The organism is Streptomyces rhizosphaerihabitans (genome assembly GCF_025399795.1).
Lineage (GTDB): Bacteria > Actinomycetota > Actinomycetes > Streptomycetales > Streptomycetaceae > Streptomyces > Streptomyces rhizosphaerihabitans.
On sequence record NZ_JAODTZ010000038.1, the window covers coordinates 1 to 14968 of the forward strand.

The 14968-nt window shown below is 68.6% G+C and carries 15 protein-coding genes and 2 pseudogenes; 7 read left to right on the plus strand and 10 right to left on the minus strand.

Going from position 1 to position 14968, the window contains the following annotated elements:
• Window positions 1–245: 245 nt before the first annotated feature.
• Window positions 246–1117: pseudogene (locus N4G66_RS30500) on the minus strand (NmrA family NAD(P)-binding protein).
• Between the two features lie 60 nt (window positions 1118–1177).
• Between N4G66_RS30500 and N4G66_RS30505 the strand changes: the two are divergent.
• On the plus strand, window positions 1178–1780 hold the full coding sequence (locus N4G66_RS30505; protein ID WP_315903712.1) for an alpha-L-rhamnosidase-related protein: 603 nt from the start codon (window positions 1178–1180) through the stop codon (window positions 1778–1780).
• 680 nt (window positions 1781–2460) lie between these two features.
• Here N4G66_RS30505 and N4G66_RS30510 read toward each other — a convergent pair.
• Window positions 2461–2598 carry a hypothetical protein gene (locus N4G66_RS30510; RefSeq protein ID WP_261707483.1) on the minus strand — a complete coding sequence of 46 codons (138 nt, stop codon included), beginning with the start codon at window positions 2596–2598 and terminating at the stop codon, window positions 2461–2463.
• 211 nt (window positions 2599–2809) lie between these two features.
• On the opposite strand from N4G66_RS30510, the gene N4G66_RS30515 reads away from it, so the two are divergent.
• Complete coding sequence (locus tag N4G66_RS30515) at window positions 2810–3148, plus strand: hypothetical protein (protein ID WP_261707484.1); 339 nt, start codon at window positions 2810–2812, stop codon at window positions 3146–3148.
• 288 nt (window positions 3149–3436) lie between these two features.
• Here N4G66_RS30515 and N4G66_RS30520 read toward each other — a convergent pair.
• Window positions 3437–3994 (minus strand): annotated as a pseudogene (locus tag N4G66_RS30520) (MFS transporter); the annotation flags it as partial.
• On the opposite strand from N4G66_RS30520, the gene N4G66_RS30525 reads away from it, so the two are divergent.
• Window positions 3984–4250, plus strand: coding sequence for a DUF6233 domain-containing protein (locus tag N4G66_RS30525; RefSeq protein WP_261707555.1), 267 nt, complete (start codon window positions 3984–3986; stop codon window positions 4248–4250). The pseudogene N4G66_RS30520 and the gene N4G66_RS30525 overlap by 11 nt on opposite strands.
• A 278-nt stretch (window positions 4251–4528) precedes the next feature.
• Here the strand turns inward: N4G66_RS30525 and N4G66_RS30530 are convergent, their stop codons facing one another.
• From N4G66_RS30530 to N4G66_RS30555, 6 genes are all read right to left on the minus strand, one after another.
• The gene (locus tag N4G66_RS30530; RefSeq protein ID WP_261707556.1) at window positions 4529–6079 is read right to left on the minus strand and encodes a dolichyl-phosphate-mannose--protein mannosyltransferase; all 1551 of its coding nucleotides are present in this window, start codon (window positions 6077–6079) and stop codon (window positions 4529–4531) included.
• Between the two features lie 163 nt (window positions 6080–6242).
• Window positions 6243–7007, minus strand: a complete 765-nt coding sequence (locus N4G66_RS30535) for a transposase (RefSeq protein ID WP_315903715.1) — start codon at window positions 7005–7007, stop codon at window positions 6243–6245.
• A gap of 90 nt (window positions 7008–7097) precedes the next feature.
• A complete protein-coding gene (locus N4G66_RS30540; RefSeq protein ID WP_261707486.1) occupies window positions 7098–7520 on the minus strand; it encodes a hypothetical protein in 423 nt (140 codons plus the stop codon).
• 257 nt (window positions 7521–7777) lie between these two features.
• Window positions 7778–8290 carry a GNAT family N-acetyltransferase gene (locus N4G66_RS30545; protein WP_261707487.1) on the minus strand — a complete coding sequence of 171 codons (513 nt, stop codon included), beginning with the start codon at window positions 8288–8290 and terminating at the stop codon, window positions 7778–7780.
• Window positions 8291–8579: 289 nt separating this feature from the next.
• On the minus strand, window positions 8580–8996 hold the full coding sequence (locus tag N4G66_RS30550; protein ID WP_261707488.1) for a hypothetical protein: 417 nt from the start codon (window positions 8994–8996) through the stop codon (window positions 8580–8582).
• 462 nt (window positions 8997–9458) lie between these two features.
• Window positions 9459–10163, minus strand: a complete 705-nt coding sequence (locus N4G66_RS30555; RefSeq protein ID WP_261707489.1) for a Clp protease N-terminal domain-containing protein — start codon at window positions 10161–10163, stop codon at window positions 9459–9461.
• Between the two features lie 604 nt (window positions 10164–10767).
• On the opposite strand from N4G66_RS30555, the gene N4G66_RS30560 reads away from it, so the two are divergent.
• The 3 genes from N4G66_RS30560 to N4G66_RS30570 all read left to right on the plus strand — a co-directional run bounded on the left by N4G66_RS30560 (window position 10768) and on the right by N4G66_RS30570 (window position 13872).
• Window positions 10768–11562, plus strand: coding sequence for a helix-turn-helix domain-containing protein (locus N4G66_RS30560; protein WP_261707490.1), 795 nt, complete (start codon window positions 10768–10770; stop codon window positions 11560–11562).
• Window positions 11538–13037: a tetratricopeptide repeat protein gene (locus N4G66_RS30565; protein WP_261707491.1), complete on the plus strand. Its 1500-nt coding sequence runs from the start codon at window positions 11538–11540 to the stop codon at window positions 13035–13037. The genes N4G66_RS30560 and N4G66_RS30565 overlap by 25 nt, the downstream gene beginning before the upstream one ends.
• Window positions 13038–13164: 127 nt before the next feature.
• Window positions 13165–13872, plus strand: a complete 708-nt coding sequence (locus N4G66_RS30570; RefSeq protein WP_261707492.1) for an alpha/beta fold hydrolase — start codon at window positions 13165–13167, stop codon at window positions 13870–13872.
• A gap of 302 nt (window positions 13873–14174) precedes the next feature.
• On the opposite strand, the gene N4G66_RS30575 is transcribed toward N4G66_RS30570, so the two are convergent.
• The gene (locus N4G66_RS30575) at window positions 14175–14498 is read right to left on the minus strand and encodes a hypothetical protein (protein ID WP_261707493.1); all 324 of its coding nucleotides are present in this window, start codon (window positions 14496–14498) and stop codon (window positions 14175–14177) included.
• A 202-nt stretch (window positions 14499–14700) separates the two neighbouring features.
• Here N4G66_RS30575 and N4G66_RS30580 point away from each other — a divergent pair, with 202 nt between their 5' ends.
• Window positions 14701–14928 carry a hypothetical protein gene (locus N4G66_RS30580; RefSeq protein ID WP_261707494.1) on the plus strand — a complete coding sequence of 76 codons (228 nt, stop codon included), beginning with the start codon at window positions 14701–14703 and terminating at the stop codon, window positions 14926–14928.
• The last annotated feature ends 40 nt before the right edge of the window (window positions 14929–14968 follow it).

The window sequence follows — 14968 nt, forward strand, 5'->3', positions numbered from 1 at the left end:
GACACTCCGAAGCCTCCGGGAATATCGCGTACGTGGCTCGGGAGTTCGCGCCACCTGTCCGGGACTTGGGCTTGAGCCGCCTTGACGGACACCGTCGGCGTGGTCGGTACTCACGCAGACTCCCAGCCACCCCGCCCTGTTGTAGCGATACGGCCGCGCGCAGACGACCTCACCCATCCGCCCCCGGCCGCTGCACACGCGCGAGGGCGACGCAAGAAGCACCAGTTCTGCGAAGTCATAGCCGGTCAGCGCCCCTCGCCGTTCGGCAGTTGCTCACGCAGGACCGTGCCCAGGGCGATGGGTTCACGGCCGAGCAAAGTGGCCAGTGTCGGGTCGACGGCGGCGAATTCGCCGGCACGGCCGGCGGCGAAAATGCCGAGCAGTTGGTCCGCCACCTCGACAGGGGCGCCGCCCTCCACCAACAGCTGCCGGAACTGGTCGTCGGGTGCCGTGGTCCTCGTCATGGTGCGGCCCGTTACCTCGGTGGCGATACCGGCGATGTCGTCGAAGGTCAGCGCCTGTGCCGCTGTGAGCGGGGGCGTGGGGCCGTCGAAGCGGCCTTCGTCGGCCAGGACGACGGCGGCCGCGTCGGCGAGGTCGGCGTGCGCGGTCCAGCTGACCGGTCCGTCCGCGGGGAGCACGACCTGGCCGGACTGCATGGCGTGACCGAGGAACTGCACCGCGCTGGCGGCATAGAAGCCGTTGCGCAGCGAGGTGAACGGCACGCCGGAAGCGCGCAGTGCTCCCTCGGTGGCGGCATGGTCGCGGCAGGCCTGGAAATGCGACGAGGCGCCGGCACCATGTGGCTGGTGTAGAGGATGCGGCGGGCACCCGCCGCGACGGCCCCGTCGATGGCGGCGCGGTGCTGCCGCACGGCCTCTTCGCCCATCCTGTCGACAGAGACGATCAGCACTTGGGAGGCGCCCTCGAAGGCGTGCGCGAGGTCGGCGGCGGCGGTGAAGCTGCCTTGGCGCACCCGTACTCCCTGGTCGGCGAACGCTTTCGCCTTCCGAGGGTCGCGGACGCTGACGCCGACTCGGCCCGCCGGCACGCGAGTCAGCAGCCGTTCGACGATCTGGCGTCCGAGCTGTCCGGTGGCGCCGGTCACGATGATCATGTTGCGCTCCAATGCCACGCCGGACAACGCGCGCGGGCGGCACGGCAACTGGTCCGGCTGGTGCGAGAGAAGGGCCACAAGGTCGCCACCGGCTTCCTCGGCACCCCGGTGATCTGCGACGCCCTCACGTCCGCGGGAGCGATCGACGACGCGTACCAGATGCTGCTCCGGACCGAGTGCCCCTCCTGGCTGTATCCGGTGACGATGGGGGCCACCACGGTCTGGGAGCGCTGGGACTCCATGCTCCCCGACGGTTCGGTCAACCCCGGGGAGATGACGTCGTTCAACCACTACGCCCTGGGCGCGGTGGCCGACTGGATGCACCGGGTGGTCGCCGGGCTCGGGCCCGGCTCGCCGGGGTACCGGTCGCTGCGGATCGAGCCGCGACCCGGGGGACGGCTCTCGTGGGCACGCACGGCGCACCGCACTCCCTACGGCCTGGCCGAGGTCGCGTGGGAACGAGCCGAGGGTGAACTCCGCGTCGACGTCACCGTGCCGACCGGGTCGGTCGCGACCGTCGTCCTGCCGGGCCTCGAACCCAGGGAGATCGAATGCGGCAGGCATCGCTTCGTGGTGCCGCACCCGGGCCCACCGGCTGATCGCGAATGGCACCCGTCCCCGCCCTTTCCGCTCGACGGCATGCTCGCCGAAGGAGAACGCTGACGGACGAGGCCGCGGGTTCCGCTGTCGCTGCGGTGGCAGACATCCCAGCGGCTCCACCGTCGCGGTGGGCAGCTCCGGTCTGTGTGGCATCCCGGCCTTGTTCATCGGGTCCCTCTTCGAGGCCGGCATCGGCAACGTGGAGGTCGTCTCCAACAACGCCGGTGCGGACACCGGGGGCTGGGGATCTGCTCGGCGCAGGCCGCCTGCGGCGGATGGCGGCCTCCGGCGTCGTAGGACAGGCGCCTGACGGACTCTCGGTGCCGGGTGGGATGGACGGTGACCCGGCCCACCCCGGACCTGTGGCCGTCCAGGGCGGCGAGCGTGTGCAGGTAGTCGTCGTCGGGGCCCGTGACCAGGGTGACCCGACTGCGGAACGGGCAGGGCAGGGCAGCATGCGAGCAGCCCTCGTGCGAGCCGGCTGAGGGTCCAGCGCAGCGGTTCTGGCCGACAAGCGGTGTGGCCGTCGAGGAGCACCACCGCGTCGGAGGCGGTTCCGCCCACGCCTGCCGAACCGAGCATGTACGCGTCCTTCTTCGCCGTAGCGTTCCCGGCGAAGTCATCCGGGCCGGGTCTGCTGTTGCCGTGACCCCATAGGTCACCTTCACGGCACGCCCGGGAGGAGTTCGCGTACCTGGGGCAGGTAGGAGGGACCGGTACCTCCACGATCCGAAGGCCCCCTCTCATACGCGGATACGGTGCCCGCCACGGCCATCCGTGCCCTGCTTGGCCATGGCGTCGCCGAGCACGTCGTGCTGACGGATTCCGAACTCCGCCGAGGGCGCCGTTCCGGCCGTCTCCGCCATCAGGTCAAAGGACACGGACCATACCGGCTGGTCAAGGACGCCTTCGGCCGCGCTGCCTGCCGACCTTCGGCACCTCGGACAGTCCGTCCCACCCCTGGACCCGGGCCGGTCAGTCGGCGGGGCGACCATCGGGCAACACGGCAACCGATGCCTTTCACAGGTCGGAGCGCCGCGGCCCCCGGCTGATCCACCGGAAGCCCGCGTGTCCAGGATCTAGGCTCCTCCCATGACCGACGAAGAAGTGATGACACGCGTCGTCGCGATCCTCACCAAGACACGTGAGTACGTCGGGGACGACGCACCCGAACCCGACAGCGAAAGCGATGTCCTGCTCAACGAGCTGGTGAAGGACATCTTCCCGAGGAGCGTGGACATCGACGACGACGCCGCCCCGCAAGAGGTCGCCAACGCCATCGCCCAAGCAATGAGCGGCCCGATCTTCACAGCGTTCGGGGCATTCGCCGCCGCTTTCCACCAGCTCGCCGCAGAACACGATCGCGGCGATCCCGAAGTCCCGTCCGCCCAGGTGCTACGAGATCTCGCCCTACGCGCCAGCGGCGAGTGACAGCGATCTGCGGCCCCGTCCGCGAGAATCTTCCAGCACCCGAAACCCTTGACAATCACTCAGGCGGCCCCGGAGTGGCCACCGTTCCTTGCGAGCGAACCCCTATGTCCTCAGGCTGCCACGGAGAGTGCGGGACCATCTCCGTGCGGAAGTTGTACGGGCCTGCCTCGCATGACGAGGCGTGCATCCGGTCGTTCCCTTCCTGGCGGGCCGCTGCCGCCAGCCGCGCCGGCGCCGTCACCTTTCATACTGGCGTGCGCGAGGAGCCCGACAGATCCGGGCAAGGCTTCAGGCGGTCAGACGTGGCCGGCGCCGGGGCAGTTCAGCGTGCCTGACCGCGGTGGAGGCCAGGGCGATGGGCACGCCCAGGCTGGCGAGAATGCCGCAGCCGACGAACACCGGGGCAACGCCCCAGGCCCCGATGGCGGCGCCGACCAGTGGGTAGCTGAGGGGTGCGGGACCGACCATGGTGAGCATGACGACGGAGGTGACCCGGCCGAGATAGGCCGGTTCTGCGGCGGTTTGTACGAAGGCGCTGTACAAGCTGCCGACGATGCCCGTGTTCAGCCCTATGACAGCGGCCAGCACCATGGCGAGCCACAGGGTTGGGACCAGTGCGATGGCAGCCGCGCCCGTACAACCCGCGAGCAGTGTTCCGGCGAAGACCAGGCCTGCACGTGGCAGCCAGCCGACGATGGCAAGCAGTGCGGCGCTGGCCGCTGCGCCGGCGCCGAAGCTGCTGACGATCCAGCCGTAGCCAGAAGGGCCCCAGCCGCGTTCGGCGTCGAGGAGCACCATGCCGATGTTGAGGGTGCCGATGAGGCCGAGTTCGCTGATGGTGCCGGCAGTGCATGTCGGTGGCTGCTACACCGCGGGCGAACGACGGCGCCCCGTCCCGCGCGACGAAGCACGCCGCCTCCTCACTGCGGGCGTACGCGCCTGCGGCAACTGCCAGCCGGACACCGCGCTGCAGATCCTCGACTTATCCGCCGGCCCGGACCCCTCCACCTCCACCTGCCCCGGCAGCATCGTCGGCCCATGCTCCGGCTGCCAGCGGCGCACCCACAAGTACGGCAACGACGGCCTGCCGCTGTGCCAGTAGTGCATGGCCCCGTCCAGGACATGACGTCGCACCGGGCACGCACTTGGGCACCCAAAGGAGACATACCCGTGGTGCGGTGCAACGGCGCCTCCCGAGGCCGCATCCAAGATGCACGTCCTGTCGGACGCGAACGGACTGCCGGAACCCACCAACTGGTCCCCGACAGTGCGGAATTGCCTGAACGATCACACCGTTTGCAGCCCGGTGAGCGACGCCGAATCGGATCCCATCCGGTCGAGGGCACGCGCAGGTTGCCCGCGCGTACCGGGTGGCCGGGCTCAGATCCAGGTGTCGAGCCACATTCTGGCGCGCCAGGCGGCATGCGGGATCGTCTGTCCGGTGTAGATCGGGAAGAAATAGATGAAGTTCCAGGCGATGAGCAGGACAACCACGCTTGCGGCCACCGCACCTCGTATGCGGCGCTTGTCGGTCGCTCCCGCCGGACCCAGCAGGGCTCCCAGCATCATCGTCACGGCCAGGCTCAGGTACGGCACGAAGACGACCGCGTAGAAGGAGAAGATCGTGCGGTCCTGGTACAGGAACCAGGGCAGATAACCGGCACCCACTGCACAGAGGATGGCACCGGAGCGCCAGTCGCGGCGCAGCGCCCATCGGTAGAGCAGGTACACGAGTGCGCAGCATGCCGACCACCACAGAAGCGGTGTTCCCAGGGCGAGGATCGCCTGTGTGCAGCCGGCCGCCGCGTGGCAGCCGTCCTTCCCGGGTGCCGGCGACTGGTAGTGGAACAGCACGGGGCGGCCGAGAACCAGCCAACTCCAAGGGTTCGACTGGTACTTGTGGGGAGTGCTCAGCCCCACATTGAACTGGTAGACGCCGTGCTCGTAGTGCCACAGGCTGCGCAGCGGGGCCGGAATCCACGACCATGTGCCGCCGCGGGCGTCCGCCCAGTGGCGTCCGTAGCCGTTGTCGGACAGGAACCAGCCGGTCCATGTCGCCAGATACGTCAGGACAGCGACCGGGCCGAGGGACAGCACCGACCAGCCGAGGTCCTTGCGCAGCACCGCACGGTAGGGACGGCGCGCCCCCGCTACGCGGCGAGAGCCGACGTCCCACAGCAGGGTGAGGATCACGAAGAAGACGAGGAAGTACAGGCCGTTCCATTTGGTCGAGGCCGCCAGTCCCAGGCAGAGGCCGGCAGCGAGCCGCCAGGGACGCGCTCCCGTCCCGACACGGTCGCCAGTGTGTCCGTCCGGGCGCACCCGGCCGTCCTCGCCGACCGGTAGAGCTGCCGCGAGCCGGCCTCGCGCACTGTCACGGTCGATGAGCAGGCAGCCGAACGCCGCCAGTACGAAGAACATGACGACGAGGTCGAGCAGAGCGGTACGGCTCATCACGTAGTGCAGACCGTCCACCGCCATCAGTGCTCCGGCCAGGCAGCCCAGCGGTGTCGAACGGAACAGGCGGCGTCCTATTCGGCACAGCATCAGCACCGACAGCGTGCCGAGGAGTGCCGTCATGAAGCGCCAGCCGAAGGGGGTGAGGCCGAACATCCACTCGCCGAGGGCGATGACCCATTTGCCCGTCGGCGGGTGCGCGACGAAGGACCCGGCGTCGGAGAGCGGGATCACCTGGGGATCGGCCAGGATCTGCGGGTCGGAGATCTGGCCCTTCGGCCAGGTGCCCTCGTAGCCGAGCCGCAGCAAGGACCATGCGTCCTTGGCGTAGTACGTCTCGTCGAACACGACCGCCCCCGGGCTGCCCAGACGCCAAAAGCGCGGCAGCCCTGCAAGGAGCGCCACCAGCAGCGGCCCGCCCCATTGCGACCAGCGCGCCAGCCGGCACGCCGCGACTGGGGACAGCCCGAGCATGCGCCAAAGCCGCGACGTGGGTTCGGGAAACGGCACGACCAGGCGGTCGCGCACGGACGTACGCGGGCGCTCGACGTACCCGAAGTGACGCAGCCGCCGCTCCCAGGAGATTGGCCGGCGATTCACCCCCTCCCGTGGCTCGTCGACAAACGCGGGCGTTTTCTCATGGATCACGTGGTGAGCTTTCTACTCGTGGAGAGCAGGACGAGCGGGAGCAGCTGCCCGGCGGTCGGTGGTGGTCACGCCGACTCAAGTCAGCCCTCGCTGATCGGAACTGCTTGATCCTGGACAAGGCGCTGCCCGGGTGGTCGAGGTCTGCACCGGCTCGGGCGTTGAGGAACGGTACGACATCGGCACCCTCTTGGCAGCGGAGGCTGAGCGGGCAGTGGACGGCATCGGGACCCACCTGGCAGAGGTGATGGGGCGAGGCCGAGGACCAGTACTGACCTCTGGTGTCGGATGTGCAGTGATGTCCAGGCCGGTTTCGGTGAGACAGCTGTTGATGAGGTCGGAGTGTCGTTGGATGTGTGCCAGTCCGCGACGGAAGGCGCGCTCGAGGTGTTTCGGGCTCGGTGAACGCGGTGTTGGCCAGGGGCCCTCGCCGCAGCAGCGACCAAACATCCTCGGCAGGGTTCATATCGGGTGCATAGGACGGGAGTTGGAAGATGGTGAGCCAGTTGTGGTCAGCCGCGCCCTGACGCAGTCCGGCTGTCCTGTGGACGTTCCGATTGTCCCAGACGATCACCACCGGGGACCGAGTTGAGGACGCGCACAGACCAGAAGGGCCTGGTAGTCCGTCCACGAAGGCTCTTCCGGGCTCCCTTGAAGGGCAGCTGGAGCGGCTGGTTTCTGGCGAAGAAGGACTACCGCAGTCGTTTCCGTCTCTCCGGACCGAGTACGGGGTGGATACCTGCACGCCCCCTGTCACTGCGAACGTCAACGGCCGCGAGTTGCACCTGCGGCCCTCGGTGGGGGCGCCATCTGCACTCGGGTCAGGAGGTACGGCTGCACCAATAGGTCACCCGGTCATGGGCGTGCCGGGCCATGTCTTCTTCCGGTCCTGCGGATCGTTACGGGCGATCTCGGCCCGGGCTGCGGCGCTGACCTTGGAGAAGACCGTCACCCCGGCCGTGGGGGCGGACACCCGGGAGGCGAGGAACGCGCGGGCCCAGGTATCGGCGCCCTCGGCACTGTGCCCGGCTTCCATGAGCCGAAGAATGATCACCGCCGGATCGATCCATGACGCGCCTCGCGTGGGCCACGCCCAGTCAATGATGTGCGCGCGGTCGCTGATCAGTACGTTGTGGGGTGCAAGGTCGGTGTGCAAGAGCGTGTCACCGGCGAGCAGACCGACGTCGCAGGATCCGGCGCAGGAGGCCCAGCGCTGTTCCGCGCCTTTGAGTTCGATGCCGGGCCACGGCGTGGCCTGGAGTTCCGCCACCGCGTGGGCGACGAGGGTGGATCCGGAAAGTCAATGGTGCGGCCGGCTCGCGGGCAGGCCAAGCCCGACCTGCCGCGCCGACTCAGGGTGCGCCCGACTGGTCCAGTCCGTGCGGCGTGCTCGCAGTTCAGCCGACTCGGGCAGTGCGGCATGCGTGCGCCGGGAACGGCTACCTGTCCATCCCTGCCCGCGATGCCATCAGGTACGCAAGCCACTTCGGGCCGGCACCGGCCAGGCTTTCGCAGGAGCGCTCGCCATCACCCCGGTGGGCGCATCATGAAGACGTCGATCGGGTCCTGGGCTTCCACGACGAATCCGTGGCGCTCATAGAGTCGACGGGCAGCACTGCCCTGCAAAACGTTCAAGCCCACGGTCATGCCCTGCGCATCCGTTCGCTCCAGCACCGTGCGCAACACAGCCGATCCGAGCCCTCGGCCCTGACAGTGCGGAGCAAGGTAGAAGTGCTCCAGCCACTGCCTGCCTTCGGCTGGCCGGACCGTGACGCATCCTGCGAATTCGCTGTCGACCGTGATGATCGACGTGTGTTCCGGGGAGAAAGAGTCCCGCAGCCGCTGCCGTACCCGGTGCTCGTCGTAGCGTCCAAGGCGTTCCAAGTCCGCACGCATAACCGTGGCCCGCAACTCCGCGATCACCTCGATGTCTGCTGCCACCACAGAACGCAGCACCCAGCCCGCGGCGCGCGCCGACGTGGTCGGTGCAGGTACTGCCGTGTCCGATCGCGTACCGCTCCACATCACCCCAGCATCCATAGCCGGAGTATCCCAGTCCGCCTGGCCTGAACAAGCACATGGGCATCTCGACCCGAAACCAGCCAATCCCACCGCGACCTCGATCGCGGACCGGTCGTAAGCGCCTCGCCCGCTTCGGATGGGACTGTCCAATCAACCAATCAACGGTGTAACTGGGGTTGTTGAGGCTACTGGCAGGCCGCTCGGCTCGAAGAACCGGCACCCGGCCACCCGCTACGACGTGGGCAAAGCGACCAGACGCCCCGGCACCATCGCCGAACGTGACCAGGTCAAACCATAAAGAAGGAGCTTATAACTCCTCTCTCAACCGCGCCCAGGTATGAGTGTCCAGGCTGTCATGGGGGCCGATGCGGGAGAGCTCGGCGCCGTCGCGTCCCACGGCCACGATGACGGGACGGGCTCCGCGGCTGGTGCAGGGGGACGTCCAAACAGCGATGAGCTTGCGGCGCTCGGGTTTCTCGAACCGGCGGGCTCCGACGAGAACGTGATCCACGTCCTGCCCGAGGCTCACTTTGACACAACTGATCCACGGGGCTGCGGTGATGGAGCGTGGGGGGTCGATGCTGCGGGTGAGGCTGAGGACACCGCCGCCGTTGCGAACGTCGAGCACATCGACGTTGAAAGGATCTTCTCCGGGGCCGCTGCCACCCCCCACGTACCGCCACTGCTGTTCGTACCACTCCAGGAGCGCAATGTGCTCACGCATGCGCGGTGACTTCGGACGCCACACGATCCATACCGCCCCGACACCGGCAGTGCCGTCGACGTCCGCCGATACCACTGTCAGCAGGCGCCGCGGGATCCACCACGGCTGCGGGACTTTCCTCGCCGGCACCCGCCGCACCACGCCCCGCAGGAAAGTCTCCCACCGGGGTCCCGTCCTCACGGCCTTCCCCATACCTGCATGCGCCTGCGATACCCAGCGGGCGAGGGCAGCAAGCCCCAAGCCGGTGAGGCAAAGCCTCACCGGCCTTCGGCCAAAAGATTGTTATGGGACAAGTCTTACTGACGGCTTCGAGCGGAGTCGTAGTGCACGGCCGCCTCTCACCCACCGTGCACTGCAAGGTTTTTGGCGACGTCGGGTGGGGGTTGGCGGCACGAGCGCACCGTCCCGTGACGGGTCGGAAGGCTGTGCCGGCCCCGTCCTCTGCGGCGAGCGATCGTTTCGCTACTGCTTGTCGCGCGCGGCGGACCGTTTGGTGATCTCGGTCGAGATCGTCTCGCGCAGCCCGTCCGACGTGAAGCCGAGGTTGCGCAGGATCTGCGCGGCCGGGCTCTCCTCGACGCGGATCAGGCCCAGCAGTGTGTGTTCCGTGCCGACCCAGTCGTGACCGAGGTCGGCCGACGCGCGGCGTGCCTGCTCGATGGCCTCCTTGCTCTCCGGCCGGAACGCGATGTGACCCCGCAGCGCCTTCTCCCCGGCCGGCGGCATCGCTTCCTCGATTGCGTCGCGGATGCGTTGCTCCGACTCGGTTTTCGCGATCAGCACCTCGTACGCCAGGCCCTGCGGTTCGCCGAGCAGGCCGAGCAGGAGGTGTTCGGTGCCGATGAAGTCGTGCTTGTGCGTTCGGGCGGCCTCCTGCGCCAGCACGATGCTGTGCCGGTTCAGGTTGGTGTACCGCTCGAAGGGGCCGGGTGCGTGGCGTTGCTGGGCGGCCTGCTTGGACACCCCGATGGCGTCGCCGATCTCGGTCCACGACGCGCCGGTTCGCTTGGCCTTGCTGACGTAGTGGTCGATGAGCTGGTCACCGAGGTCGGACAGGGTCTGGGCGCGCAGTCGCGCCTCGCTGATGCGGGCCAGTTCGTCGGCGCCGGGGAGTTCCTCGTCGAGACGGGCGATCAGGTCGGCGAGGCTGATGTCGAGTGGGCTCATGCGTCAATCTTAAGTTGACGATCAGCGATCGTCAACTTGTAATTGACGATCGCTCCGGGTCTGCTCCCCAAATTTCGGCGGTGGTCCAGGGCATCTTGGGACCGATCGCGACCCACCGGTCCCGGCCCGGTCCGGCAGAAGGCACCATCTGATCGTCGACCGGCATGGCACTTCGCTACGGCTACGGCTACGGCTACGGCTAGTACCGCCGATTTCTCCGGGCCGCGGCGGCAGCCCGGAGATCGCCCGGAAGGGCACCGCCCGCGGCTCCGGGCCACTCGTCACGACCGCCGGCTCCGGCGCAGTCGACCGTCCGGCGGTGTTCCTGCCGTCCGTCACGATCAGCCCGATCGGCGCTTTCAGCACTTCAGGATCGGGTCCGTCCGGTAAACCGGGCGCGGTTCAGGTGATACAAGCCATCTGTCATCCCCTCGATATCGCCCATCGGTTCCAGAACGAGTCGGCCACACCTCATCCGTCCATTTCTGCCGAAGCTGCCGATATGTTCCCCGACGGAGGCGGACGTGATAGAACAGCGCGATCAGGGACGGTCTGAGTGGATTCGCGGGCTCGGTCTGCGGCGGGCTTTCGCGGCTGATAGGGAGTGTGGATCCATCACTGGGCGTCTCGCTTTCGCGGAGGTGCTGCGGAGCCATCGGCGCGCGGCACGTTGGACGTTGGAGCGGTGGCCGAGGTGTCGGGGGTCAGCGCTCGGACCTTGTCGGACATGGAGCGCGGTCGGAGCAAGGGGCCCCAGCACCGGACCGTGACCGCCTTGGCGGATGCGCTTGCGCTCGAGGGGGAGGCTCGCGAGGAGTTGGTCGAGCTGGCGCGCGATGGCCGACTGCGGGATCACTGGACGCGTCCGAGTGGTCTGTGCGAGCTGCCCCGGTCGGTCGAGGACTTCACCGGTCGCGCCGCGGAACTGGCCTGGATGAGCGAACTGTTGTACGCGGAGAGTTCGCCGGGGGTCGGTGTGGTGGGGCTCATCACCGGCTCTGCCGGCCTGGGGAAGACCACGTTCGCCGTCCGTGCCGCTCATTCCGTGCGGCCGAGTTTTCCTGACGGGGTGCTCTTCCTCGACCTGTTCGGCATGTCCCAGCAGCCGCTGAGCGCCAGTGACGCTCTGCGGTTGCTGCTTCGCGCGCTCGGTATCACGGACCAGCACATCCCTGGCGACATCCAGGAGCGTGCCTCCCTGTACCGGTCACTGCTGCGGGACAAACAGGTACTGGTGCTCCTCGACAACGCCGCGTCGGAGGAGCAGGTGCGCCCGCTGCTGTCGGGAGGAGGTGCGAGCAGGACACTGATCACGACCAGGCGGTACTCGCAGGGCTGGAGGGTGTCCGCAGACTCGTCCTCGGACCCCTGCCGGTGCCGGAGTCCCTGGAGCTGCTGACCGGGATTCTGGGCGAACGTTCCGCGTCCGACGACAAGTCGGCTCTCGCCCGGCTTGCCGAGTTGTGCGGGGGCCTGCCTCTGGCGCTGCGGATCATCGCGAACCGTCTGCTGAGCCGGCCCGAATGGGATGCCGCCGAACTCGCCGCCCGGCTGGCGAACGAGGGACGCAGGCTGGAGCAGTTCACGGCCGGCGATCTCAAGATCGCCCATGCGTTCGGCATGTCGTACGAGCAACTCGCGGACTCCGCACGGCGGCTGTTCCGGCGTCTCGCCGTCGTACCTGGCCGGGACTTCGATGCCGCTCTGACGGCCGTCGCCGGCGGAGTGCCGATCGAGGACGCCTGGGACGCTCTGGACGACCTCGTCGATCTCGGCCTGCTGCAGGACAGCTCCGCGGGCCGGTACCGCTTCCACGACCTGGTCCGCCTGTTCGCCCGTGAGCGTCTTCAGGAGGAGGAGCCCCCGGGCGGGCGGAAGGCGGTGACGGAGCGGGTGACGCCGTGGCTGCTGCGGATGGCCACGATTTCCGGGCGGTGGTTCGAACCCGGCTACGGTCCCCCGGGCCGGTCCGAACCCGACCATTCCGTCCCGTCCTCCGAGGAAAAGGCCGACTGGTGGCTTCGGGTGAATGTGGACAACTGGCTCGGCGCGATGCGGGCCGCGGCCGGCAGCGACCGGCACTCTCTCGTCCTCGACTGCGCCGAGTCGATGCACTGGTTCTCCGAACGGTGGGTGCACGGCCCGCATTGGCACGAGGTCTTCACGCTCGGAGCGGAGTCCGCCGCCGCCCTCGGTGACCTGGAGCAGCAGGCGACCCAGCTGAACTACCTGGCCTGGGTCCACTCGGTGCCGCCGGCAGATCCTCAGGCCATGCTGCGATACTCGGCCGAGGCCTTGAAGTTGGCCACCCAAGGCGGCGCCGAGGCGCAGGTCGCCTGGTCACACGAGTACACCGCGGGAGCGCTGCTCCTGCTCGGACGGTCCGACGAGGCAATACCGCTCTCGTTCCGTGCGGCGGAGACGTTCAAGACCCTCGGCGACATCGACAGCTACGTCCAGACCCTGGCCAACGTCGCCAACTGCCTTCGCGACGAGGGACGATACGCCGAGGCCCTGCAGCAATTCCGCACAGCGCTCGCGCTGATGGACGGTGAGGGCTCGGGGATGACCCCGAGCGTCGCGACGCACAGCCGGCCCTTCGCGCTGGTCCGAATCGGCCAGTGCCTGGGACACCTCGGCCGCCGCAGCGAAGCGATCACCACGCTCAGCGAAGGGATCGCCCTCCTGGGCGCGCTCCAGGTGTCCGACTTCCGGCATGCCGGGGCCCTGGAGGCCCTGGCCGCCCTGCTGGCCGAGGAAGGCCGGACGGACGAGAGCCGCCGTACCTACGCGCTCGCGGCGCAGGTGTTCGAGGCGATCGGTGACAGCGCGGCGAGCAGCCGCTGCCATGCCTTGGCCACCGCCGCATCCTGACCCCCGCAGAGGGGGCCGATGTTCGCGGAATTCTGCGTGCTGCTCTGCGTGTTCTCTTTCCCTTCACATGGCTTGGATGGAACGCACCGACAGGCATCGGGCCTGCCCAACCAGATCGGACGCAGCCATGGCAACCATCAGGAACATCGTGCTCGTACACGGCGGCTTCGTGGACGGATCGGGCTGGCAGGGGGTCTACGACCACCTGACTGCCGACGGCTACCGGGTAGCCGTCGTACAGAACCCGCCCCTGTCGCTGGCCGGTGACGTCGCCGCCACCCACCAGGTCCTCGACAGCCTCGACGGCCCGGCCGTGCTGGTCGGCCACTCCTACGGCGGTGTCGTCATCACCGAGGCCGGCAGCCACCCCGCAGTCGCGGCCCTCGCCTACATCGCCGCGTTCGCGCCGGACAAGGGCGAGTCGGTCAGTTCCCTGATCGCCCACCCGCCGCCCGGGGCGCCGGTCCCGCCGATCCTGCCGCCCAAGGACGGGTTCCTGTTCCTGGACCGGGGCAAGTTCGCGGCCGCCTTCGCCGCCGACGTCCCCGGGAAGCTGGCGGCGTTCATGGCCGACTCCCAGGTCCCCTGGGGCGTCGAAGCCCTCGAAGGGGCGGTCTCCGAACCGGCCTGGCAGACCAAGCCGTCGTGGTACCTGGTCGCCACCGACGACCACATGATCCCTCCGCCCGCCCAGCGCGCCATGTCCGAGCGGGCCGGGGCGATCGTCTCCGAGACGCCCGGCAGCCACGCCGTCTACGTCTCCCGCCCGGCGGTCGTGGCCGCCGTCATCGCCCAGGCCGCCCAGGCCGCCCAGGGGCTCAACGGCCAGTCCTAGAAGCGGGCGACCGCGCCGCCGCTACAGCCCACGTAGCCCCGGCCCTCACCACGACGGGCCGGGGCACACTCATCAGGGGGCGTGAAAGAAGACGATGTCTCTCACGCCCCCTGCCCGGCATCTCGGACAGAGCCCGACCGACAGGCCTCTGCAACAAGCACCAGTGTCTCTGCCCCGCGCACGACCAGCGACCAGTGACCAGCGGCAATACCGCCTGACCGCTCGACCGTGATCCCCCTCTACGAGCAGCACCCAAATGACATGACTGGTAAGGGACTTGGCCACGCGGAGCCGCTAGAAAGCTAGTTGGCCGTGCGGCCCTCCAACTCCCGCTGCCTGGCGGCCAGCGCCCTCGCCAGCATCTTCGCCCGGTAGGGGTTCGCGGTACCGAGGGCCTTCGCCACTGTCACCGCCTCGTCCAACAGGGCCAGCCGTCGCTCAGGCAACTCCCGTACCAGGGGCGAGGTGCTGGCTTCCACCAGGACGTATGCCAACTTCGACCCGTACACCTCCGGCTCGACCTGGGTCAGCAGGCGGTAGATCCACAGCCCCTCCGCACCGCGCACCACTCGTCGATTGGCACTGAGCAGCTTGACCCTCGCCAGCACGACCATGTCCTGATCCACCGATCCCCCTTCGTTCCCTCACTCCCGATCCGCGCCCGTCCCACGACGAGACAGCACAGCGAACGCGCCGGCAGCCGAGAACGGATGCCGACACGAACGCCGGAGAGTGGATGACGACGAGTCTGCGGGCGGACCACCACCGGCGACAAGCCCGACAGGACGTGCGCTCCGTCCTACCGCAAACAGCCTTCGAGCAGGCATGATGGACCTGACACTCTCCAAGGCTCGGCCCGGGGGCGGCGGCGTTGAGGTCCTGCTCGGCCGGTATGCGATACGCCTCGACGGCCGGCGCGAGGTGGCCAACCGCCGGATGGAAGACCTGCCGGGTGAGTACGAACAGTCGACCGGCTGGATCTCGAACCCTCTGAACAGGGAGGGATTCAGCGCATGCCGATACACAGGCCCCGAAAGGCTCGCGGTGGTCTCGTGAGCGAGGGCACCGCAAGCCCCCTCCCCATCGATCACTGTCG

Bases quoted from the DNA above. Each gene is read 5' to 3' on its own strand.
- N4G66_RS30515 (WP_261707484.1), top strand. From the start codon at position 2,810: ATGACCGACGAAGAAGTGATGACACGCGTCGTCGCGATCCTCACCAAG.
- N4G66_RS30525 (WP_261707555.1), top strand. From the start codon at position 3,984: ATGGTGCCGGCAGTGCATGTCGGTGGCTGCTACACCGCGGGCGAACGA.
- N4G66_RS30530 (WP_261707556.1), bottom strand. From the start codon at position 6,079: ATGCTCGGGCTGTCCCCAGTCGCGGCGTGCCGGCTGGCGCGCTGGTCG.
- N4G66_RS30545 (WP_261707487.1), bottom strand. From the start codon at position 8,290: ATGGATGCTGGGGTGATGTGGAGCGGTACGCGATCGGACACGGCAGTA.
- N4G66_RS30550 (WP_261707488.1), bottom strand. From the start codon at position 8,996: ATGCGTGAGCACATTGCGCTCCTGGAGTGGTACGAACAGCAGTGGCGG.
- N4G66_RS30555 (WP_261707489.1), bottom strand. From the start codon at position 10,163: ATGAGCCCACTCGACATCAGCCTCGCCGACCTGATCGCCCGTCTCGAC.
- N4G66_RS30570 (WP_261707492.1), top strand. From the start codon at position 13,165: ATGGCAACCATCAGGAACATCGTGCTCGTACACGGCGGCTTCGTGGAC.
- N4G66_RS30580 (WP_261707494.1), top strand. From the start codon at position 14,701: ATGGACCTGACACTCTCCAAGGCTCGGCCCGGGGGCGGCGGCGTTGAG.